Genomic DNA, 23,068 nt, shown 5'->3' on the forward strand with positions numbered 1-23,068 from the left:
TTCTACCCATGGTTGGGGTCACATGGTTGGGGTCAGGCCTTGAATGTTGAATTTTAATTCAACATTCAAGGCCTGACCCCAACAGATTTACAGCGAAAACGGGGATAACGCATAGTCGGCGGCCTTTTGCGCATGCAAAGCCGTGGTATCAAATAACGGCACAGCGCAATCTTCGCTACTTACCAATAAAGCTATTTCAGTGCAGCCTAAAATAATAGCTTCTGCGCCTTGTGTCACCAAATCCGCCATGATCTGTTGATATTGCTGGCGTGACTCCGGCTTCACTATGCCGAGGCATAATTCCTGATAAATCACCTGATGCACCAGCTTCCTGCCCTCTTCATCCGGCACCAATACTTCTAAACCATAAAGCTCCGTCAGGCGTTTTTTATAAAAATCCTGCTCCATGGTAAAACGTGTGCCTAATAAAGCGACTTTGTGAAACCCAGCCTGCTGTATAGCTTCGGCCGTCGCATCAGCAATATGCAACAGTGGAATAGTCACAGCAGTTTCAATAACGGCGGCAACCTTGTGCATGGTATTAGTACAAAGCACTAAGCAATCAGCACCAGCTGTCTGTAACTTGAGCGCGGCATAGGCCAACAACTCACCAGCTTTGTGCCAGTCGCCACTGCGCTGCAGCTGTTCAATTTCAGCAAAATCCACACTGTACAAAATGATTTTGGCACTGTGCAAACCACCCATCTGGTGTTTAATGCACTGGTTGATCTGACGGTAATAGGGAATAGTAGACTCCCAGCTCATGCCGCCTAATAACCCTATGGTTTTCATTGATATTTCTCTAAGGGGATGATGAAGTTACAGTACCAAGGCTGGCATATATAAACAACAAAACCCGTTGATGGGAGCAACGGGTTTTTATCCAAACAGGGCTGCTATCACAAGCTTAGTAATACACATCCGCTTTCTGATGCAACTGAGGTTCATCCTGCAAATCGTCAAAAGATACGGCTATATGCTGATCTTTATTCTCTCTATCCGACAAATACACAGCTCTATCCTGAGCATCAATCCAACTCACCACGCCTATACCCTTTTTAGTCTGACACACCATACCTAATTTCAGCTCAAGTACATTCATCGCAGTTCTCCTCAGGCATTTTTATTTCATTCAGATACCAAGTTAGACGCTCAAAAACGTCATTTTGATGTCCGACCAGCTAAATTAATGCTAACTGAATGAATTTGATGAGAATTTAGGTGGGGTTGGTTGGGGTCAGGCCTTGAATGTTGAATTAAAATTCAACATTCAAGGCCTGACCCCAACCAAAAGCTTAGATGCGGGTGCGTTTTTTCTGCGTTTGTTTTGGTTTTTTCGCTTTGGCTTTTTCGGCCGCAGCTGCTTTTTCTGCTTTCACTACTTCAGGCTTCACACCCGACTGCACCATGATTTGATGCTTGCGCACTGCACGCTTGATGCCTGCCATACGACGGCGACGCTCATCACGGTCTTCTGGTTTCATTAAACTTTCGGTCTCAGCCGATAAATGCACCAGCTTACGTAAGTAGTTCACATCTTCCAGCGGATATTCGGCATAACCACCAGCAGGTAAATGCTTAGGCAGTAACAAATCACCGTAACGGATACGAATTAAGCGGCTCACCACAGCGCCCTGCGATTCCCACATACGGCGAACTTCACGGTTACGGCCTTCTGTCAGCACCACGTGGAACCAGCGGTTAATGCCTTCGCCGCCCATAGCTTTGATCTTCTTGAAGTTGGCTTTACCGTCTTCCAGCTCCACGCCTATGCGCAGCTTCTGGATCATTGCATCGTTCACATCACCAAATACCCGCACCGCATATTCACGTTCTACTTCAAACTTTGGATGCATTAAACGGTTGGCCATTTCACCATCTGTAGTGAACAGTAATAAACCGCTGGTATTGATATCTAAACGGCCAATGGCAATCCAGCGCGAGTCTTTAATTTTTGGCAAGCGGTCAAATACAGTAGGACGACCTTCAGGGTCGATACGCGAACAAATTTCGCCCTCAGGTTTGTGATAGGCAATAACACGGCAAACTTGCTCAGCTTCTGCTGCAATTTTAACCGGATGGCCATCGACCCGCACTTGTTGATTGGCATTAATGCGGTCGCCTAATGTCGCCACTTTGCCATCCACGGTCACACGTCCAGCACTGATGTATTCTTCCATCTCGCGGCGGGATCCAACACCGGATCGCGCCAGCACTTTCTGTAGTTTTTCACTCATGATTTAATGTATCTCTTCAGTCATTGAGACTGGGTTAAAAAAATCCGGCGTTGCTTGAAACTCAGCCAGAGCAGGTAAATCGCTTAAATCCTTTAAGCCAAAATAATCTAAAAATATCGCTGTTGTGGCATACAAACCAGGACGGCCCGGTACTTCTTTATGCCCTACCACTTTAACCCAACCCCGGTCGAGCAAAGTACGCATAATCTGACTGCTGACCGTCACGCCCCGCACCTCTTCAATTTCACCGCGGGTGATTGGCTGACGATAGGCAATAAGCGCCAAAGTTTCCAGCACAGCACGGGAATAACGCGGTGAACGTTCTGGCCAGAGTAAAGCAAGGTATTCACTTAAATCAGCACGGGTTTGAAAGCGAAAACCTGAGGCGGTTTCAATCAGCTGAATACCCCGGCCTAAATAATCCTGTTGCAACTGCGCTAAAGCCTGCTGCAAACGTTTTCGGGTTAACTCAAAACTTTCCAGCACAGTGCTTTGCAAGTCATTCACAGACAAAGGTTTATCAGAGGCAAAAATAGCGGCTTCGACTAACTGCAGCAGTTGTTGCTCGTTAATTTTTTTCGCCATGCTCTTCCCTTTTATCTGTCAGACCGTTATCACAACCAATAGCCAAAACATCATTGCAGTTGCAGCGCGGCGACCTGTAGGGACGTGGTTTATCCGCGCCCGCCTCATCAAACAAAGATTGAGAATACAAAGTCAACGCCGCTGTAGCTTCAAATACGCCGGTTGTTATGCCCAAAATCATCGCAGCTGCAGCGCGGCGACCTGTAGGGGCGTGGTTTATCCGCGCCCGCCTCATCAAACCAAGATTGAGAATGCAAAGTCAACGCCGCTGTAGCTTCAAATACGCTGGTTATTATGCCCAAAGTAATTGCAGTTGCAGCGCGGCGACCTGTAGGGGCGTGGTTTATCCGCGCCCGCCTCATCAAACCAAGATTGAGAATGCAAAGTCAACAAAGCTGCGGCTTCAATTACGAAGGGCATATTATGCCAACTTGACGTGGATCTGACCATAAGCTTCTACTTGTATGACTTGGATCAGCTTTTCCTTTACCAGCTCCAAAATAGCCAAAAAGCTAACCACCACCCCTTGTCTGCCTTCTGATAATTCAAAACATTCAGCAAATTCAAGGTAGTCTGTGCAGCCACGCAGCAACTCCAAAATCTTACTCATGCGCTCACGGGTGGATAAATGCTCTTTTTTAATCTGGTGATGCTGAAAATCTTTGGCGCGTTTAGCAATGTCTTTCAGTGCCAGCAAAATTTCCTGTAACGACACTTCAGGCAAAATCACATAGGGCTCAAAGTTATCGTCCAAGCCAGCTTTGGCCGGGAAATAATCCCGCTCCTGGCGTGGTAATAAATCCACGTCAGTGGCTGCTTTACGGATAATTTCGTATTCCTGCAAGCGCCGCACTAAATCAGCACGCGGATCCACTTCTTCGTCCGACTTATAATCATGCTGCGGCAATAATAAACGTGATTTAATTTCCGCCAGCATAGCGGCCATTAGCAAATACTCTGCTGCCAGTTCAAAGTTCATATCCTGCATTAAATCAATGTATTCCATGTACTGCAGGGTGATTTCGTTGATCGGCAAATCGACAATATCAAAGCGGTGACGGCGAATTAAATACAGCAGAAAATCCAGCGGGCCTTCAAAACTTTCCAGCAATACCGACAAGGCTTCAGGCGGAATATACAAATCTTCCGGCTTGTCCAGCACAGCCTCACCGCGCACAAAAGCCAGCGGCAAAGGCTGCTGTATCGTCAGGCTGGCAAAGCTGTCGGCTAAAGACTCAGACATTACTGCTCAACCGGATTTCCAAGCCAAAGTAATTGTTAGACAAAAGCACTACTATCGCCCGCACCTTGACGGATAACTACTGGATTGTCTTCAGATAAATCAATCACTGTGGTGTGGTTTTCTGCAATTACGCCACCGTGAATAATCAAATCCACCTGACGCTCTAACTGGTCGCGCATTTCTTCCGGATCAGATTCAGCAAAATCATTACCTGGCAATACCAAAGAACTCGACATCAAAGGCTCACCGAGCTCCTGCAACAGGTCCAGCGCAATTTTGTTTTGCGGAATACGTAAACCTACAGTCTTTTTCTTGTCATTGAGCAAACGTTTAGGAACTTCCTTGGTGCCTTTTAAAATAAAGGTATAAGCACCTGGCGTATGGTTTTTGATTAAGCGAAAGGCGCTATTCTCAACCTTGGCATAGACAGACAACTCAGAAAAGTCACGGCACATCAGGGTAAAGTGATGCTCTGTGCTCATCTGGCGAATTTGTAAAATACGCTCAAGCGCTGCTTTATCGCCTATATGGCAACCCAAAGCATAACCAGAATCTGTAGGGTAAATCACCACCCCACCTTGCTTGATAATATGCACAGCCTGTTTAATTAAACGTTGCTGCGGATTTTCTGGGTGAACATAAAAAAACTGGCTCATAAAACTCTTCTTATTGTCTGCACTTGTAACTAAAGCATAGTTAAGCAATAGCAATAAATTTGTTAAAAATCAAGGTGAAAGCTGTGCTGATTCAGGCTGTGGCAGCTGCCAGTCATGCCATACAGGGGTTACATCATCGGTAAAATACAATTGACGGCCCAGCTCATTCCATGGCGTTTCCTGATGAAAATCAGAACCAGCAGACGCCGTTAAGCCAAACTTCTGGCACAGCATCCAAACCTGACGTTTTTGCACCGGCGTCATTTGTGCAGAAGCCACTTCCATGGCTTTGCCACCAGCGGCGGAAAACTCTTCAGCCAAACGGGTCAACCAACGGCCATTCAGTTTGTACTTTAAAGGGTGCGCTAAAACAGGAGTGCCGCCTGCGGCTAAAATCCACTGCACAGCCTCTTGCATCGGCACCCAATTATTCGGCACATAGCCTGTATTGCCGCGGCTTAAGTACTTTTTAAATACAGTGTTCATCGAGCTGGCTTTGCCTATCTGCACCAGATAACGCGCAAAGTGAGTGCGGGTTAAGGCGGCGCCATTGGCAATTTTTAATACATTTTCCAGCACATCAGGTATTTTATTTTTTTCTAACCGGCGCGCCATCTCTTCGGCCCGCTCTACCCTGCGCTGCTGCTGAGTGGCTAACTGCTGTAAAAATACCGGACATTGGGTATTGATATGTAAACCAACAATATGAATTTCAAATTCATACCAACTGGTGGAAATCTCCACACCCGGGATCAAAGTCAAAGGCAGTTGCTTCTCCACAATAGCGGCGTGGGCTTCGGCTAAACCTGCAATAGTGTCGTGATCGGTAATGGCGAGCACATCCACCCCTTTGCTGACTGCGCGCTCAACCAATTCAGTTGGGCTTAATACGCCATCTGAGCAATAAGTGTGGCTGTGTAAATCAATTTTCATAGCAGGCTACCTGACAAAACGGCGGCCATTGTGCCACAGAAAGCCGGTCGCGACCAGAAAGACGCAGCCCCTTCAGCTCTGGCTGTGTTGCTCAGAGCGAAAGAAGGGTTCTGCTGTTAAAGCACCAAACTTAATACAGAACGGCCAGGTAGCTGCAGCGAATAGGGCTGTAACACACCTTTCAGTTGCACATTAAAGGCTTTGGTTTCCGTTGCAGCATTTTGAATAATCAACGCATATCGGCCATCAGGCCGTTGATAAGCCACATGCCCAATACCCAGTGTCGCTTCAGATCCGATACGAACCGACGCCGGTGGCACTATTTTACTGGCATGCGCTATCACAAAATAGGCTACATTCAGGCTGACTTTTTGACCGTCAATGGTTATAGCCCCCAAACACTTATTGCAGCCTCCCTGAGTATGAGGTTGTAACTTCGCATCCGAACTTAAATTCCATTGCAGTACATTACGGGCCCAATGTCGTGGTGCACCTATCATCAAATGTTCCATATGCCACATCAGCGAATCACCAAAGTCCGATCCCTCGCCCACCCACTGCTCAGTGAAATAAATGTTTTTATCCGGATGCGCCTTTTTCACTTTATCCAGCTCAGTAATACTGCCGTTGTATAAATGAAAAGCCGACCCATCAATAAAAACCCTGGCGTCCTGATCATTCAGCACTGTGATTGGGTAATCCACATGATCGGGATTATGGTCATAAATAATAATTTTGGTCGCAAGTTTAGCCTTGGCAAAGGCCGGTCCCAGATGATTTTTAATAAAGTTGGCTTGAGCCAGAGCAGGCATTAACAAACTTGGGTTATTGCCCGGGTGCAGAGGTTCATTTTGTATAGTCACAGCGTCCAGACTAATACCGTGCTGCTGCATTGCCTGCAGGTATTTGACAAAATACAACGCATAGCTGCCAAAATGCTCTGGCAGTAATTCTCCGCCTACAGTCGAATTATTGCTTTTCATCCAGACCGGCGGCGACCAGGGGCTGCCCAGCAGTTTAATCTTCGGATTGATCGCCAGTATTTGTTTGAGCACAGGGATCAGGTATTTTTCGTCCTCCTTGAGAGAAAACTTGTCAAGAGCAGGGTCCTGCTGGCCAGCAGGCAAATCGTTGTAACTAAAAGGTGCAGGGTCCAGGTCTGAGGCACCTATACTCAGGCGTAAATAACTCACCGCCAATCCTGTTGCACCAAACAACTGCTGCAACAACTGCTGACGATTCTCTGCGGTTAGCCCCATCAAATGCATAGCGCTACCGCCGGTCAAGGTATAACCAAAACCATCCATTGGCTGAAACTTAGTCTGTGCATCCAGTTGCAACACCGGCAGTGTTTTGTTCTGGGGCCGCTGCCATAAGCCAGTGTCAGTGCTGAGTAACTGCTTTTTATCCGCTGTGGATAAATAGCTCTCACTGACTGCTTGTGCAGAAAAAGGCAAAATAAATACCCACACCAGAGCCAAAAGCTCCAGCTGCTTTTTTACAATTAGCATAAAAAACCTCAGTTAATGCGCGGCCAAACCGGCTAAAAAATTTGTATGTGTTGGCATTTTTTCCACACAAGCTGTTATCACTCCTGCTGTCGACGCAGCAAAATCGCCGATCTGAGCCAGAGTTTTGTTGTCCACCATAGGGTCGTAACGCTCTGGCATCAGGCGCTGCCCTAACAGCACCTGCACCCAGCTGTCTTCGCGAAATAGCTCATCAGCCACTCGATGTACCCGGCCATAGGCCTGAAAAATATCCAGTTTTTGCTGCAGTGAGTCCGGCACTGTCATCTGCTTTAAATAGCGCCAGTATTCACTGTCGTCTCGTTCTGTCACCTTGTAATGCGCAATAATAAAATCGCGGATTTGCTCCATTTCCTCTGCAGCCAGCAGGTTGTAATGATCGGTATTGGCCTGAGCAAAACTGCGGTCAGGAAACAAATTCACCAAACGGGTAATAGCGGTTTGCACCAGATGCAAACTGGTCGACTCCAGAGGTTCCAAAAAGCCACTGGACAAGCCAATAGCCACACAATTTCCCACCCACATCTGTTTGCGTTTACCCGTGGTAAAGCGGATAAGCCGTGGCTCAGCGCTGTGTTGCGGCTCCAGCTTCTGCAGCAAGCGTTGTTGCGCCAAATCATCAGAGGCATAAGCCGAGCTAAACACCAAACCATTGCCGGTGCGATGCTGCAGCGGGATACGCCATTGCCAGCCAAACTCATGAGCAGTAGCGCGGGTATAAGGCGGCAACTCAGAAAGTGCTGCCGAAGGCACAGCCCATGCGCTGTCATTGGGTAACCAATGGCTCCAGTCGTCATAGCCCACGCCCATGGTCTGTCCTATCAATAAAGCGCGCAGCCCAGAGCAGTCGATAAACAAATCACCGGCCACTTGCCTGCCATCCTCCAACAATAAATGCCGGATATGACCACTGACTGCATCACGCTCCACATGCTTAATCAGGCCTTGGTGACGAATTACCCCACGCTGCTCGCTTAATTTGCGCAAATACACTGCGTACAAACTAGCGTCAAAATGGTAGGCATAGGCAATTTCACTGACAGGCGATTTCGGCTTAGTGGGGTCTGCTGGCATAAACTTATGCTGCTGCGCCATCTGACTGGCAATACAGTAGTGCTCAAAAGGCAAAGCCTGCCCTTGCTGCTTCAGCTTTAACCAGTACTGATAAAAACTCAGCCACTCCCATTGCCGGCCTAAAGCGCCAAACGCATGAAAATAACTGTCGCCTTTTTGCCCCCAGTTAACAAACTCAATACCTAGTTTAAAGGTGGCGCCTGTTGCGCGAATAAACTCCTGCTCATCTATTCCACATAAATGGTTGTATAACTTAATGGCAGGAATAGTGGCCTCCCCAACCCCTACAGTGCCAATCTGTTCAGATTCAACCAGTTCAATCCGATAACGCTGCCCTGTCAGTTTCGCCAGTAAGGCCGCGCTCATCCAACCGGATGAGCCGCCTCCGACGATCACAATGGTCTGAATAGGTTCAAGCATTGTGTCGTCCTTCTACTAGAGCTTGTAACTGACGCCCAGCAGGAACTGCCGGCCGTATTCTTCATAGACTTCAGGGAAATAACTACCACCGCCCTGCAGCGTATTGAGCCTGGTGGTGTAAGGCGAGTTGGTCAGGTTGTTCACCTGCATCAGCAAAGTGATACCATCAAAACGGCCTTGATCAAAGCTGTAACTCAGCTGTGCATCCACTTGTTTATCCGCCAGCACTTCGGTGTAACCACGGGTCGCAAACAGCTGCACTACTTCGCCACGGAACTCAGAGCGATAGCGTTGACTGACCCTGGCTGAGAAACCGTTTTGCTCAAAGTACAGCGTTAAATCACGCACCTTGTCTGATAAACCCGGCAACTTACTTGAAGTTCCAGGGCCATCAGGCTCAATACTCGAATCCGACCAGGACTGGCTGCCAATAAAGCCAAAACCTTCTAATGCAGATACATAGTTGCCAATATCAATGGACATACTCAGCTCCAGGCCTTTGATATTGCCGCCCTGGCCATTGGCCGGACGACTCATATTGCCAATAGGGCTGATAGGCTCAATGGTGGAGTTATTCGGCGCGTTGGAAAAATCAAAGTCAAAATTCTGGGTGTAGATATAGCTATCCAGCTTTTTATAAAAAGCACCAGCAGCTATATAAGTGCTGCCATCCAGATAGGCTTCGTAAGTTAAATCCAACGCTTTAGCACGCCATGGTTCTAGTTCAGGGTTACCACTGCTGCCGCTCCAGCGCCGTGAATCCACGCCAACACCAGCGGTAATACTGGCGCGCATTTCATCCATCCGTGGCCTTGCCATGGTTTTACCCGCAGCAAAACGGACAAACTGATCCTCCAGCACTTCCAGACTCAGGTTCAGCGCCGGTAACACATCTGTATAAGAAGCACCGGTTTCTACCTGCACTAAAGTGGCAGGATTATCCGGATCATAATCACTGGCAAGGTAACCGCTGGACAGCTGATCGGTTTGCACCACTTGGGTACCAAAGTTGCCTTTGAGCGCTAAACCAAAAACTTCGGTATCCAGATTCATCCGCAAATAGCTGGTCAGCACTTCCTCATCTACACCCCAGGCCTTATTCCATCTGTTGGTGTCTAAAATAGGTTTGATATCGTAGTAGCGGGCTACTGTGGGTAAAATGTCGTACGAAATCACGCCAGGAATACCAGCAAAAGCTAAAGAGGTTGGGCGCACCAGCAAGGACGGATCCACAGCAACAGGAGTTCTGTCGTTTTTAAGGAATAAATCATTGTCGTCCACCACTTTATCTTTGGTACGTTTGATAAAGTTCAGGCCAAAATCAAGAGAACTAAAGCTATCGCCCAAGGCTGAGCCGGTTAAATCATAACGGCCGCTGGCTTCAGCTTCACGCACCTGCTCTTTGACATGAGGAAAACGAATAGAGCCATCGTGACCCCAACCTCCCCAGGGAGCAGGGTCGCTTAATTGCACCTGATTAACATCGGTATAATCTGTCGCTGGGCTGTAGGTGGGGAAACCGCGCGGCACCAAATCAAAAGCTATAGAATCAAAGCCGCCATTGTTGATACCAGCGTAAGTTTCCAGTACCTGCTCATCACGCTCAGAGCCTGAATAGGATAAATCCAGCTCCAGAGTCCAGCGGTCTTGCTTGTAACTGGTATTCCAACCTATGGCTTTGAGTTCATCTTCGCGAGTGTTGTTGTCGTTTCTCAGCACAGGTCGCAGATTGGTTGCGGTGCCACTTTGAACCACTTTAGTGCCACCAAACTCAGTGAAAGTCGGATTTTCAAACTGCATGCCATCGCCTGTCCACTGATTGGTGAACCACATCACGCCACGCATAATTTCGTCTTGTTCAAACCTGGAATAATAAGTATCTATAGTGCTGTGCAGTTGATCATTAGGTTTGTACTCGAACACCGCCATCACACCATCGCGCACCTGACTGCGGGCTACTGCTGTCACCTCCTGCCCTACTAAACCCAAAGCATCGTCATTCTCTGTGCCTTCTAAAGCAGACTCTACCGTATTCCACTCCCAGGCCTTGTAGTGCTTCACCTGAGTGGGCGTATCCATATGGGCAAAACCCACAGCCACACCTATGGTGTCATCAGCAAACTGGTCAATATAAGACAAGCTACCGCGCCAGCCATTGGCTGAAACTTCAGGATGCATTTGCTCAATAGAGCTTTTTTCGCCCCGCAGGTTGAGCACCACTGTTTGCTCACCATGAGTTAAAGGCCGAATGGTGCGCATATCCACAGTACCGGACAAGCCCATACCCGCTATGGCTAAATCTGAAGATTTATACACTACAGCGCCATTAATCAGCTCAGACGGATACTGGTCGTATTCCACAGCTCTGTTATCACCAGCGCTGGCTTGCTGCCGGCCATTTAAAGTGGTGGTGGAAAAATCCGGCGCCAGACCCCGAATTGAAATCACCTGCACCCGGCCATTCACTCTTTGTCCGGCTAAACCGGGTAAACGGGTCAGGGATTCGGCAATACTCTGGTCAGGTAACTTACCTATATCTTCAGCAGAGACAGCTTCAACAATAGAGCTTTCATTCTTTTTGATATCAATAGTAGTTTCCATGCTGCGGCGAATGCCCATCACAGAAATCACTTCAATTTGTTCATCAGCCTGCGGCTTTGTTTGCGTATTAGTTTCAGCTTGCTGAGCCATCGCCAGCGACGGCAGCAATGTTACGCCAACAGCCAGACCTAAGATCTGTTGAATGGCACTGCCTAACTTGGTTTTTTTCATCATATTGTCTTCCTTCCCCTGTTGATGCCAACTTTGTTTCTTTTATACCCAAGTCACTTGAAATTGCAGTCAACAAAGCTGCAGTTTCAAGGCCGACGGGTATTTATGTTGTTATGCCAATTTGACCCTACTCCAAGGATCTTTACTTGTCGTTTGAAACAGGTCGAACGCGTTAAAAAAATTCACTTATTAAGGTTCGAATAAAGTCGAACTGCTGAAATACCCTGGCGGGTTGTGATATGTGATGTGGAAAACCGCACCGACAATTGACTGATATTCATCCGAATTATTCTAGGGGTAACCTTTATGGTCGCCCGCGATATTGAACCAATACCCTCCTTGGTATGTGACGTGGAACACGGGCGGGGGTAAACCCAAACCAACAATTAACTGATGTTCATCCGAATTATTGTAGGGGCGACCTTTATGGTCGCCCGCGATATAAAACCAATACCCACCTTGGTATATGACGAGGAAACACGGGCGGGGATAAACCCTGCCCCTACGATTTGGTTGTGGTATTGAACCAATTTAAATTGCTGTCGAGAGTATCCAGCGTCTACTAAACTGAGTGAATTAAATCATGATCATTTAGGCAGAATATTTTCACAGGGGGCGGGGATGCTGAACTCTGTATTACCTCAAAGGCGCACAGGCCGTTTAAAAAACTTTGACTACAGTAACAACGGTTTCTACTTCATCACTTTATGTTGTTACAAGCGTTTTTTGCTCTTCGGTGACATTGTCGACCAGCAGATGCAAACCAATGCTCTTGGCTGCGTTGTAGCTCTGGAATGGCAAAAAGTACCAGAACGTTTTCCTGCTGTAGAGCTGCATCCATGGGTTCTAATGCCAAATCATTTTCATGCCATTCTCACGCTATCCAACGAGCCAGGGAAAAAACGTACAACCTTAGGCTCAGTGGTTGGCTCTTTTAAATCTTTATCCCAAAAAGCGATTCGTGGTGAATTTGGTCAAAATACTCCGCATCTTTGGCAGCGCGGCTACTATGACCATGTGATTCGTAATGACGAGGCTTATCAGCATATAGCTAACTATGTTCAAACCAATCCTCAACGCTGGCAAGCGGACTATTTTAACGTTCAAGGCCGATGATTTTTTTCTGAGGTCAATCTGAACCGCAGGCTGGGGTATGTGGTGTAGAAGCCCAAACCAACAATTAACTGATATTCATCCGAATTACTGTAGGGGCGANACACGGGCGGGGGTAAACCCAAACCAACAATTAACTGATGTTCATCCGAATTATTGTAGGGGCGACCTTTATGGTCGCCCGCGATGTAAAACCAATACCCGCCTTGGTATGTGACATGGAACACGGGCGGGGGTAAACCCCGCCCCTACGATTTGGTTGTGGTATTGAACCAATACCCACCTCGGTATGTGACGTTTAAATACCCGGGCGGGGGTAAACCCCGCCCCTACGATTTGGTTGTGGTATTGAACCAATACCTGCCTTGGTATGTGACGTTGAAATACACGGGCGGGGATAAACCCCGCCCCTACAATCTGGTTGTGATATTGAACCAATACCCACCTTGGTATTTGGTGTTGAAATCAACGGGCGGGGGTAAACCCCGCCCCTACAATCTGGTTGCGATATTGAACCAATACCCGCCTTGGTATGTGACGTTGAAATACCCGGGCGGGGATAAACCCCGCCCCTACGATTTGCTTGTGGTATGTGGTGTGGAAACCCAAACCGACAATTAACTGATATTCATCCGAATTATTGTTGGGGCGACCTTTATGGTCGCCCGCGATATAAAACCAATACCCACCTTGATATGTGACATGAAACACGGGCAGGGATAAACCCCGCCCCTACGATTTGGTTGTGGTATTGAACCAATTTAAATTGCTGTCGAGAGTATCCAGCGTCTACTAAACTGAGTGAATTAAATCATGATCATTTAGGCAGAATATTTTCACAGGGGGCGGGGATGCTGAACTCTGTATTACCTCAAAGGCGCACAGGCCGTTTAAAAAATTTTGACTACAGTAACAACGGTTTCTACTTCATCACTTTATGTTGTTACAAGCGTTTTTTGCTCTTCGGTGACATTGTCGACCAGCAGATGCAAACCAATGCTCTTGGCTGCGTTGTAGCTCTGGAATGGCAAAAAGTACCAGAACGTTTTCCTGCTGTAGAGCTGCATCCATGGGTTCTAATGCCAAATCATTTTCATGCCATTCTCGCGCTATCCAACGAGCCAGGGAAAAAACGTACAACCTTAGGCTCAGTGGTTGGCTCTTTTAAATCTTTATCCCAAAAAGCGGTTCGTGGTGAATTTGGTCAAAATACTCCGCATCTTTGGCAGCGCGGCTACTATGACCATGTGATTCGTAATGACGAGGCTTATCAGCATATAGCTAACTATGTTCAAACCAATCCTCAACGCTGGCAAGCGGACTATTTTAACGTTCAAGGCCGATGATTTTTTTCTGAGGTCAATCTGAACCGCAGGCGGGGGTATGTGGTGTAGAAACCCAAACCAACAATTGACTGATATTCATCCGAATTACTGTAGGGGCGACCTTTATGGTCGCCCGCGATATAAAACCAATACCCACCTTGGTATATGACGAGGAAACACGGGCGGGGATAAACCCTGCCCCTACGATTTGGTTGTGGTATTGAACCAATTTAAATTGCTGTCGAGAGTATCCAGCGTCTACTAAACTGAGTGAATTAAATCATGATCATTTAGGCAGAATATTTTCACAGGGGGCGGGGATGCTGAACTCTGTATTACCTCAAAGGCGCACAGGCCGTTTAAAAAACTTTGACTACAGTAACAACGGTTTCTACTTCATCACTTTATGTTGTTACAAGCGTTTTTTGCTCTTCGGTGACATTGTCGACCAGCAGATGCAAACCAATGCTCTTGGCTGCGTTGTAGCTCTGGAATGGCAAAAAGTACCAGAACGTTTTCCTGCTGTAGAGCTGCATCCATGGGTTCTAATGCCAAATCATTTTCATGCCATTCTCACGCTATCCAACGAGCCAGGGAAAAAACGTACAACCTTAGGCTCAGTGGTTGGCTCTTTTAAATCTTTATCCCAAAAAGCGATTCGTGGTGAATTTGGTCAAAATACTCCGCATCTTTGGCAGCGCGGCTACTATGACCATGTGATTCGTAATGACGAGGCTTATCAGCATATAGCTAACTATGTTCAAACCAATCCTCAACGCTGGCAAGCGGACTATTTTAACGTTCAAGGCCGATGATTTTTTTCTGAGGTCAATCTGAACCGCAGGCTGGGGTATGTGGTGTAGAAGCCCAAACCAACAATTAACTGATATTCATCCGAATTACTGTAGGGGCGACCTTTATGGTCGCCCGCGATGTAAAACCAATACCCGCCTTGGTATGTGACATGGAACACGGGCGGGGGTAAACCCCGCCCCTACGATTTGGTTGTGGTATTGAACCAATACCCACCTCGGTATGTGACGTTTAAATACCCGGGCGGGGGTAAACCCCGCCCCTACGATTTGGTTGTGGTATTGAACCAATACCTGCCTTGGTATGTGACGTTGAAATACACGGGCGGGGATAAACCCTGCCCCTACGATTTGGTTGTCGTATTGAACCAATACCAGCCTTGGTATTTGGTGTTGAAATCAACGGGCGGGGATAAACCCTGCCCCTACGATTTGGTTGTCGTATTGAACCAATACCCGCCTTGGTATGTGACGTTGAAATACCCGGGCGGGGATAAACCCCGCCCCTACAATTTGGTTGTGGTATTGAACCAACATCTGCATTGGTATGTGACGCGGAAACACGGGCGGGGGTAAACCCCGCCCCTACGATTTGGTTGTGGTATTTATTCAAACGCCATCATAGTGTTTGCTACCCTAACCTGCAGTTGGGGCTACAAAGTCCTNTATTCAAACGCCATCATAGTGTTTGCTACCCTAACCTGCAGTTGGGGCTACAAAGTCCTTGCCGTTCCCTGGTGACAAAGGCATAGTAAAGATCAGCTTGCACCAACGATGTGCAAAACAATAACGAAAACAACAACAAAAGCTGACGACACGCGCTATGGATACCATTCTGTTTAACTTCCATGACCTGCTGATGGTGGTCACGGCTTTCGAATCTCTGCTGTTGGCATTACTGCTGGCTGCTTCTTCACCTCGCTCGTCTTTAAGTAACTGGTTGTTAGCCGCTTTTCTGTTTTGTCATTTTTTAATACCGCTGCACGAGCTCACCTTTTGGGGCAAGTTGTTTCGCATCTGGTTGCTGGATATCTCACCCAACATCTTTTTTTTGTTCAGTTATGCTTATTTTCTAGACGGCCCTTTGTTGTACTTTTTTGTCCGCGCTTTGCTGTATAAAGATGTGCGTTTGCAAACAAAACATCTCTGGCATCTCACGCCTTTGCTGCTCTATGCGCTGCATATGCTGTGGAATTTCTACTCGCTGGACCATGCAATACGGCTGGATCTGATTGAAAGCCAGCATATCGCTTACTCTTCACCGCATTTGTATTTTGAAGCCATGGGCCGTTTTGTCCGGGTCGGTTATGTGATTTGCTGTTTCCTGCTGGTCTGGAACTACCGCCAGCAATTAAGGCATGAACAGGCCGATCTAAAAACTGCTGATGTGGCCTGGTTAAAACTAATGCTGCTGTCTTTTCTGGTTATTTTTGGCTGGGACAGCGCTGTGCACTGCATCAAACTTTATGGCCTGTTCACCAACAACTTTAATTTAGAACTACTGAACGTGGTGGGTTTATCCAGTTACTATTTGAACTTTATTGCGCTAAACATACTGATTTTTTTACGTTTTACCGCATTTTCCAGCGTGGCTCCTGTCAGCGAACAACCTTTGTATGAAGCCAAAGAAGAGCAAAGCCCACTCTGTGATCCGCTGATAGTGCAAAAACTGGAACAACTAATGTTGCACCAGAAGTTTTACGCTCATCCGGATATCACGCTGGACAAACTAGCAGAAGCGGCAGGTTTTCCGGCGAAGAAGGTTTCACTCACCATAAAACAAGCCTATCAGCTTAATTTTTATGAATACATTAATAGTCACAGGATCACAGCTGCGAAAAAGCTGCTGGCCGATAAAGGCCCTGATGCCAAAACTATTACCGACATCTATTACGAAGTGGGTTTTAACAGCAAATCTGTGTTTAATACCTTTTTTAAACGCCTCGAAGGGGTGACGCCCAGCCAATACAGAGAGAAAATGCTGTCCATATAGCGCTTGTGAAACCGCAATCTGAAACAACAGTATCAGCATAAACAAGTTAGCCATCTATCCGCTTATACGTATTTTTTTGGACTTATAACCAAACAGGACTTGACGGCCATCGGATTTCAGGGTTTTATAGAGGCGTTTTCAAAGCTACTCAGTTCGGAGTGGTTGACTAATAACGGATTTATAGCCAATGCAATTTCAAACAACAACTCAAACTCACATTTGGTGGTGGCATACTCCTTAACGGGCGTGTGGAGGCGTTGTATTCGCTATAAAACCAGGCCCGTTTCGAAAGATGCGGGCCTTTTGTTTTCTTAGGATTGATAAAATTTAACAACAGGAAAAACCATAATGAATTCTCAAGTAACACGTTGGCACTGGTGGCGACTTCCTGTTTAGCGGGCCGGACAACTATTGTCCGAATACAGCCAAAAAGCCCGCTTAAAGCGGGTTTTTTATTGGGGCCAACGCTTTGGGTAGTAAAAGTAGGTAGTAAAAAGTAGTTCCTGACCATTTTTATACGAAGAATTTAGGATTAGCGATGAACTTACAGCAAATAACCACCACCACAGGACAAGTGGCCAGTTTCAGTCAAACACTGAGTATTCAGCCCGATCCGCTGCAAAGCTTCCGAGCTTTAACCAATCAGGGCCAAATGGCGTTGTTACTGGAATCAGCTGAAATAGACAGCAAAAACAGCCTGAAAAGTTTGATGTTAATCGACGCCGCATTACGGATTGAATGCAACGCCTTGCAGGTGCAGGTTGAAGCCTTAACCGACAACGGAAAAACCCTGCTGCCTTATCTGGCGTCTTTGCTGCAAGGCAAAGCAGTTCTTGAGTTGTCGTCTAACCAACTCAAAGTAGCTTTTGCCAAAGCCGACCCACTGCTGGATGAAGAAAGCCGCTTACTACTGCCAAACTCCTTAACTGTGTTACGTTTACTGCAACAACAGCTGCAAAATAACAGCGACGAGCCACTGGCCATCTTTTTAGGTGGGGTTATTGGCTACGACTTAGTCGCCATGGTCGAAGACTTGCCCCAAGTGCCAACCGCTGAAAACCAATGCCCTGACTATCTGTTTTATCTGGCTGAAACCCTGTTAGTGGTCGATCATCAGGCAGGCAACAGCCGTCTGATTGGCAATGTATTTTGTGGTGCCACTGCCCAGCAGCAATATTTTGTCATAGGTCAGCGCCTGTCAGAGCTGCAGCAGTTATTACAACAAGCAACGGATACAACAACAGCAGCAACCATAACAGCGGCGCCTGCAGCCAAAGCCGACGTCAAAGTCGATATCTGCGACGCCGACTTCGTCGCTCAGGTTGAAGCACTGAAGCAAAATATAGTGGCTGGTGACGTATTCCAGGTGGTGCCGTCCCGCTGTTTCAGCCTGCCCTGCCCCGACCCACAAGCAGCCTACGCCAAACTGAAACAACAAAATCCCAGCCCTTATATGTTCTACCTGCAAGACAGAAACTTCAGCCTGTTTGGAGCTTCGCCTGAATCAGCACTGAAATATGAAGCAAAAACAGCGCAAGTCGAAATTTATCCTATAGCCGGCACCCGCCGCCGTGGTTTTGCAGCCAATGGCACTATAGATCGCGACCTCGACAGCCGCATCGAACTGGAGCTGCGCCAGGACGAAAAAGAAAAAGCCGAACATTTAATGTTGGTCGATTTAGCCCGTAACGACGTAGCCCGTATCAGTGTGCCTGGCAGTCGTTATGTCAAAGAACTGCTGAAAGTCGACCGTTACTCTTATGTCATGCATTTAGTCTCCCGCGTGGTCGGTACCTTAAAATCAGAACTGGACGCTTTGCATGCCTATCAGGCCTGTATGAATATGGGCACCTTAGTGGGTGCTCCTAAAGTGCGCGCTGCAGAGCTGATCCGTGGTGTCGAGAAAAAACGCCGTGGCAGTTATGGCGGCGCTGTAGGTTATTTAGCGGGCAATGGCGATTTTGACAGCTGCATTGTGATTCGCTCTGCTTATGTACAAAACGGCACAGCTTATATTCAGGCCGGCGCTGGTGTGGTGTACGACAGTATCGCCCAAGCCGAAGCCGACGAAACCCGCAGCAAAGCTCAGGCTGTAATTAACGCTATTCAATCTGCAGGTCAAGCGGTTCAACAAGGAGTATCTGTATGAGCGTGGTCTATCTGTTAGATAATTTAGATTCCTTCAGCTACAACCTGGTCGACGAAGTCGCCCAACTAGGTTTTAGCTTAAAGCTGTACCGTAACACAGTGCCAGCTGCTTATATTTTTGAAAAAATGCAGCAAGAACAACAGCCTGTAGTGCTGCTGTTATCGCCAGGCCCAGGCGCTCCAGCTGAAGCGGGTTCCATGCCTGAACTCATTGCGCTTTGCGCCGGAATATTCCCAATGCTCGGCATTTGTTTAGGTCATCAGGCGCTGGTAGAGCATTACGGCGGTGTGGTCGGTCGTGCTGGTGAAACAGTCCATGGCAAAACCTCCATTATTGAACTGAGCAACCACCCTGTGTTTGGTGCTTTACCTAAACAATTTCCTGTGGCCCGTTATCACTCTTTAATGGCAACCGAAGTGCCTAACTCCTTGCAGGTCATAGCTGCCTATCAGCATATTCCAATGGCCATAGTGCATGAAGAACACAAAGCTTTGGGTTATCAGTTCCACCCTGAATCTATCCTGACCACTTTAGGCAAACCTTTGCTGAAACAAAGTCTGGATTATTTAATGACAAGTTCTGCCGCCCAGGGAGCCACAGCATGAGCCTTTCCATTTTAGAACTGGTGCAAAAAAGCCTGAAAGGCGAAGCTTTATCCTTCGAGCAAAGCCACAGCTTTTTCAGTGCTGTCGTCAAAGGTGAAGTCGAGCCTGTGTTGCTGACTGCACTTTTGGTGGCGCTGAAAATGCGTGGCGAAACCGCTGAAGAAATTGCCGGTGCCGCTGCCGCTATGCGTGCTGCCGCGACTGAATTTCCGGCATCCATAGCAGGCGCTATCGACTGTTGTGGCACAGGCGGTGACGGCTCCAATACCATTAATATTTCCAGCACTGCAGCGCTGGTTGCTGCCAGTATGGGTTTGCCAGTGGCCAAACATGGCAACAGAAGCGTATCCTCTCAGTCCGGCTCGGCCGACTTGCTGGAACAACTAGGTATCAATATCCAAATGAGCCCAGCCACAGCAGCCAAAGCCTTGAGCCAATGTAACAGTAGTTTCTTGTTTGCGCCTTTGTATCATGCCGGCATTAAACATGCGATGCCGGTGCGAACTGCACTGAAAAGCCGCACTATTTTTAACTTGTTAGGGCCGCTGATTAACCCGGCTAAACCTGATTATCAGCTGCTTGGCGTTTACGATGCGGCCTTAACTCCAGTGATGGCGCAAGCGCTGCAACAATTGGGTGTAAAAGCCGCCTGGGTGGTGCATGGCAGTGGTTGTGATGAAATAGCTTTGCATGGTGTCACCAATGTCAGTGCTTTCAGCAGCACAGCAGCTATAGAGCAGTTTGAACTCACAGCAGCTGATTTTGGTTTACCACACATCAGCCTGAGCGAATTAACAGGCGGCAGCCCGGCCGACAACGCTGCAGCTACACTGGCGATTTTACAAGGCACTGGCAAAACAGCCCACAATCAGGCAGTGGCAGCCAATGTAGCAGCCATGCTGCATATTTGCGGCGCTGACGCTGGTAAAGATTTAAAACAACTTACGCATTCTGTCCTTGAGCATTTAGCTTCAGGCCAGGCTGTTTCGACATTGACGCAGTTAAGGGAACTTAGTCATGGCTAATGTGTTAACCACCATTATCGATCATAAAAGGCTGGAAGTGGCAGAGCGCAAGCAACAGCTGCCACTGGCGCAGTTTCGCGAACTGGTGCAACCCAGCCAGCGTAATTTTCTAAAAGCACTGCAGCAACCAGGCCCACGCTTTATTCTGGAATGCAAAAAGGCATCACCTTCCAAAGGTTTAATTCGCAGCCCTTTTGATTTAGAAGAAATCTGTGCGGCCTATGGCCAGTACGCCGACTGTATTTCTGTACTGACCGACGAGAAATTTTTTCAGGGCAACTACGACTATCTGGCCAAAGTGCGCGCTAAAGTCAATCAGCCGCTGCTGCATAAAGACTTTATTATCGACCCCTATCAGATTTACCTGGGTCGGCTGCAAGGCTCAGACGCTGTGCTGCTGATGTTATCTGTGCTGAACGATTTAGAGTATCTGGAACTGTCGCAACTGGCCAAAAGCTTAAACCTGACCATCTTAACCGAGGTCAGCAACGAAGCAGAAACACTGCGCGCTGTAGCCTTAGGCGCAGAGCTGATCGGCATTAATAACCGCGATTTACGCACCCTCGACACCAACCTGGAAACCAGTTTCAGTCTGGCGCGTTTGATCCCAGAAGGTATTACTGTCGTATCTGAGTCCGGTATTTATACCTCTCAGCAAGTACGGCAACTGGCCAAAGTAGCAGACGCTTACTTAGTCGGCAGCTCGTTAATGGCGCAGCCAGATCTGGCCAATGCCTGCAGAGCTTTAATTCGCGGTGAACACAAAGTTTGTGGTTTAACCCGTCCGGAAGACAGCGCCGCCGCTTATGCCAGTGGTGCTTATTTTGGTGGCTTAATTTTTTATCCAAAATCACCACGTTTTGTCAGCACAGAGCAAGCCAAAGCAGTGCAACAAGGCGCTGCGGCTTTGCACTATGTCGGTGTATTTGTCGACGAAGCCGCAGAAACTGTGGCGGCGCTGGCGCGGGATTTACAACTGGCTGCAGTGCAGTTGCATGGTGAAGAGTCCGACAGCTATTTACAACATCTGCGGCCTTTATTGCCAAAAGATACAGAGATCTGGAAAGCCTACAGGGTGAAACAGCAGTTACCCGCACTGAGCCGCTATGCTGACCGTTACGTGCTCGACACCTACCATCCAGAGCAACCAGGCGGTACAGGTGAGGTGTTTAACTGGCAATTATTGGATGAACAATTACTGGACAAAAAGGTGATGCTGGCTGGAGGTTTAAATCCGGACAACGTCGTCGCAGCACTTAAACATCAGGTGCTGGCGCTGGATCTCAATTCAGGCGTCGAATCCGCTCCCGGCATCAAAGATGCGGGCAAAATTCAACAGGCATTCACGAATATCAGAGAATTCAATCATGACTAAACTCAATTTAAACCCCTATTTTGGCGATTTCGGCGGCATGTTTGTGCCTGAATTACTGGTTCCGGCTTTAGTACAACTGGAACAAGCTTTTGTTGATGCCCAGCAGGACCCGGCTTTTATTGCTGAATTTCAGGCGCTGTTAAAAGACTATGCGGGCCGGCCTACGCCTTTAACTTTATGCCGCAATTTGTCGCCTAACCCACTGGCAAAAATTTACTTAAAGCGTGAAGACTTGCTGCACGGCGGCGCCCACAAAACCAACCAGGTGCTGGGTCAGGCTTTACTCGCTAAACGTATGGGCAAAACAGACATTATTGCCGAAACCGGCGCTGGTCAGCATGGTGTCGCCACAGCTCTGGCTTGTGCTTTATTGGGCCTGAACTGCAAAATTTATATGGGTGCCAAAGACATAGAACGTCAGCAACCCAACGTATTCCGCATGAAACTGATGGGTGCCACCGTAGTGCCAGTCACTGCAGGCTCTGGCACCTTAAAAGATGCGGTCAACGAAGCCATGCGCGACTGGTCTGGCAGTTATGCCACCAGCCATTATTTATTAGGCACAGCAGCTGGCCCGCACCCATTCCCGACCATAGTGCGCGAATTCCAGAAAATGATTGGTGAAGAAGCCAAACAACAAATTCTGCAAGCCGAAGGTAAATTACCAGACGCAGTGCTGGCTTGTGTCGGTGGTGGTTCCAACGCTATTGGTATCTTTGCCGATTTCATCAAAGAAGAAGGTGTACGTTTAATAGGTATTGAACCAGGCGGTATGGGCATCGACACCCATCAGCATGGTGCCGCCTTAAGCACAGGCAGCTTTGGTATTCTGCACGGCGCTTATACCGCTATTATGCAAACCACAGAAGGCCAAATCGAAGAATCTTATTCGGTTTCTGCCGGCTTAGATTACCCGGCTGTAGGGCCGCAACACACCCATTTGCAAAGCATAGGCCGCGCTGAATATGTGGCTATTAACGACGACGAAGCCTTGGCAGCCTTCCAGCATCTGGCCAAATCCGAAGGTATTATCCCGGCACTGGAAAGCTCACATGCTTTGGCTCATGCGCTAAAAATGGCAGACGCAGCCACAGAGCCACTGGTGCTGTTGGTGAACTTATCAGGCCGTGGTGACAAAGACTTAAACCACGTTTACTCAATTATTGGCGAAGCCCATATTAAACCAAACAACATGGCAGAGCGCAGCTAAGGAGATTTAGTT

General features: G+C 47.7%; 20 protein-coding genes. 10 read left to right on the top strand and 10 right to left on the bottom strand.

Annotated features, from left to right (window positions below):
• Positions 1-87: 87 nt before the first annotated feature.
• From EMM73_RS01025 to EMM73_RS01070, 10 genes are all read right to left on the bottom strand, one after another.
• A complete protein-coding gene (locus EMM73_RS01025; protein WP_127684594.1) occupies positions 88-792 on the bottom strand; it encodes an aspartate/glutamate racemase family protein in 705 nt (234 codons plus the stop codon).
• Between the two features lie 115 nt (positions 793-907).
• Positions 908-1,102 carry a hypothetical protein gene (locus tag EMM73_RS01030; RefSeq protein WP_127684595.1) on the bottom strand — a complete coding sequence of 65 codons (195 nt, stop codon included), beginning with the start codon at positions 1,100-1,102 and terminating at the stop codon, positions 908-910.
• Between the two features lie 193 nt (positions 1,103-1,295).
• Positions 1,296-2,237 (bottom strand): 23S rRNA pseudouridine(2605) synthase RluB, encoded by a 942-nt coding sequence (rluB, locus tag EMM73_RS01035; protein WP_127684596.1) that lies wholly within the window; start codon positions 2,235-2,237, stop codon positions 1,296-1,298.
• Positions 2,238-2,240: 3 nt separating this feature from the next.
• The gene (scpB, locus tag EMM73_RS01040) at positions 2,241-2,822 is read right to left on the bottom strand and encodes an SMC-Scp complex subunit ScpB (protein ID WP_127684597.1); all 582 of its coding nucleotides are present in this window, start codon (positions 2,820-2,822) and stop codon (positions 2,241-2,243) included.
• A 421-nt stretch (positions 2,823-3,243) separates the two neighbouring features.
• Positions 3,244-4,065, bottom strand: coding sequence for a segregation and condensation protein A (locus tag EMM73_RS01045; protein ID WP_127684598.1), 822 nt, complete (start codon positions 4,063-4,065; stop codon positions 3,244-3,246).
• Positions 4,066-4,100: 35 nt separating this feature from the next.
• Positions 4,101-4,721 carry an L-threonylcarbamoyladenylate synthase gene (locus tag EMM73_RS01050; RefSeq protein WP_127684599.1) on the bottom strand — a complete coding sequence of 207 codons (621 nt, stop codon included), beginning with the start codon at positions 4,719-4,721 and terminating at the stop codon, positions 4,101-4,103.
• A 69-nt stretch (positions 4,722-4,790) separates the two neighbouring features.
• Positions 4,791-5,654 carry an RNase RNM gene (gene rnm / locus EMM73_RS01055; RefSeq protein WP_127684600.1) on the bottom strand — a complete coding sequence of 288 codons (864 nt, stop codon included), beginning with the start codon at positions 5,652-5,654 and terminating at the stop codon, positions 4,791-4,793.
• Between the two features lie 116 nt (positions 5,655-5,770).
• Positions 5,771-7,165: a glycoside hydrolase family 30 protein gene (locus EMM73_RS01060; RefSeq protein ID WP_127684601.1), complete on the bottom strand. Its 1,395-nt coding sequence runs from the start codon at positions 7,163-7,165 to the stop codon at positions 5,771-5,773.
• 12 nt (positions 7,166-7,177) lie between these two features.
• Entirely contained in the window at positions 7,178-8,677 is a 1,500-nt protein-coding gene (locus tag EMM73_RS01065) for a tryptophan halogenase family protein (protein WP_127684602.1), read from the bottom strand.
• 15 nt (positions 8,678-8,692) lie between these two features.
• Positions 8,693-11,452 (bottom strand): TonB-dependent receptor, encoded by a 2,760-nt coding sequence (locus tag EMM73_RS01070; RefSeq protein WP_127684603.1) that lies wholly within the window; start codon positions 11,450-11,452, stop codon positions 8,693-8,695.
• A gap of 618 nt (positions 11,453-12,070) precedes the next feature.
• Between EMM73_RS01070 and EMM73_RS01075 the strand changes: the two genes are divergently transcribed.
• From EMM73_RS01075 to trpB, 10 genes are all read left to right on the top strand, one after another.
• The gene (locus tag EMM73_RS01075) at positions 12,071-12,565 is read left to right on the top strand and encodes a transposase (protein ID WP_127684604.1); all 495 of its coding nucleotides are present in this window, start codon (positions 12,071-12,073) and stop codon (positions 12,563-12,565) included.
• A gap of 210 nt (positions 12,566-12,775) precedes the next feature.
• Positions 12,776-13,183 (top strand): hypothetical protein, encoded by a 408-nt coding sequence (locus EMM73_RS01080; protein ID WP_127684605.1) that lies wholly within the window; start codon positions 12,776-12,778, stop codon positions 13,181-13,183.
• 230 nt (positions 13,184-13,413) lie between these two features.
• Positions 13,414-13,908 (top strand): transposase, encoded by a 495-nt coding sequence (locus tag EMM73_RS01085; protein WP_127684606.1) that lies wholly within the window; start codon positions 13,414-13,416, stop codon positions 13,906-13,908.
• 299 nt (positions 13,909-14,207) lie between these two features.
• Complete coding sequence (locus EMM73_RS01090) at positions 14,208-14,702, top strand: transposase (RefSeq protein WP_127684604.1); 495 nt, start codon at positions 14,208-14,210, stop codon at positions 14,700-14,702.
• An 820-nt stretch (positions 14,703-15,522) separates the two neighbouring features.
• The gene (locus EMM73_RS01095) at positions 15,523-16,692 is read left to right on the top strand and encodes an AraC family transcriptional regulator (protein ID WP_127684607.1); all 1,170 of its coding nucleotides are present in this window, start codon (positions 15,523-15,525) and stop codon (positions 16,690-16,692) included.
• Positions 16,693-17,230: 538 nt separating this feature from the next.
• A complete protein-coding gene (locus EMM73_RS01100) occupies positions 17,231-18,841 on the top strand; it encodes an anthranilate synthase component 1 (protein ID WP_127684608.1) in 1,611 nt (536 codons plus the stop codon).
• Complete coding sequence (locus tag EMM73_RS01105; protein ID WP_127684609.1) at positions 18,838-19,446, top strand: aminodeoxychorismate/anthranilate synthase component II; 609 nt, start codon at positions 18,838-18,840, stop codon at positions 19,444-19,446. Before EMM73_RS01100 ends, EMM73_RS01105 begins: the two co-directional genes overlap by 4 nt.
• Positions 19,443-20,471, top strand: coding sequence for an anthranilate phosphoribosyltransferase (gene trpD, locus EMM73_RS01110; protein ID WP_127684610.1), 1,029 nt, complete (start codon positions 19,443-19,445; stop codon positions 20,469-20,471). The genes EMM73_RS01105 and trpD overlap by 4 nt, the downstream gene beginning before the upstream one ends.
• Positions 20,464-21,846 (top strand): bifunctional indole-3-glycerol-phosphate synthase TrpC/phosphoribosylanthranilate isomerase TrpF, encoded by a 1,383-nt coding sequence (trpCF, locus tag EMM73_RS01115; RefSeq protein WP_127684611.1) that lies wholly within the window; start codon positions 20,464-20,466, stop codon positions 21,844-21,846. The genes trpD and trpCF overlap by 8 nt, the downstream gene beginning before the upstream one ends.
• Positions 21,839-23,056, top strand: coding sequence for a tryptophan synthase subunit beta (trpB, locus tag EMM73_RS01120; protein ID WP_127684612.1), 1,218 nt, complete (start codon positions 21,839-21,841; stop codon positions 23,054-23,056). The genes trpCF and trpB overlap by 8 nt, the downstream gene beginning before the upstream one ends.
• Positions 23,057-23,068: the final 12 nt, after the last annotated feature.

The organism is Rheinheimera sediminis (assembly GCF_004005375.1).
Classification (GTDB): domain Bacteria; phylum Pseudomonadota; class Gammaproteobacteria; order Enterobacterales; family Alteromonadaceae; genus Pararheinheimera.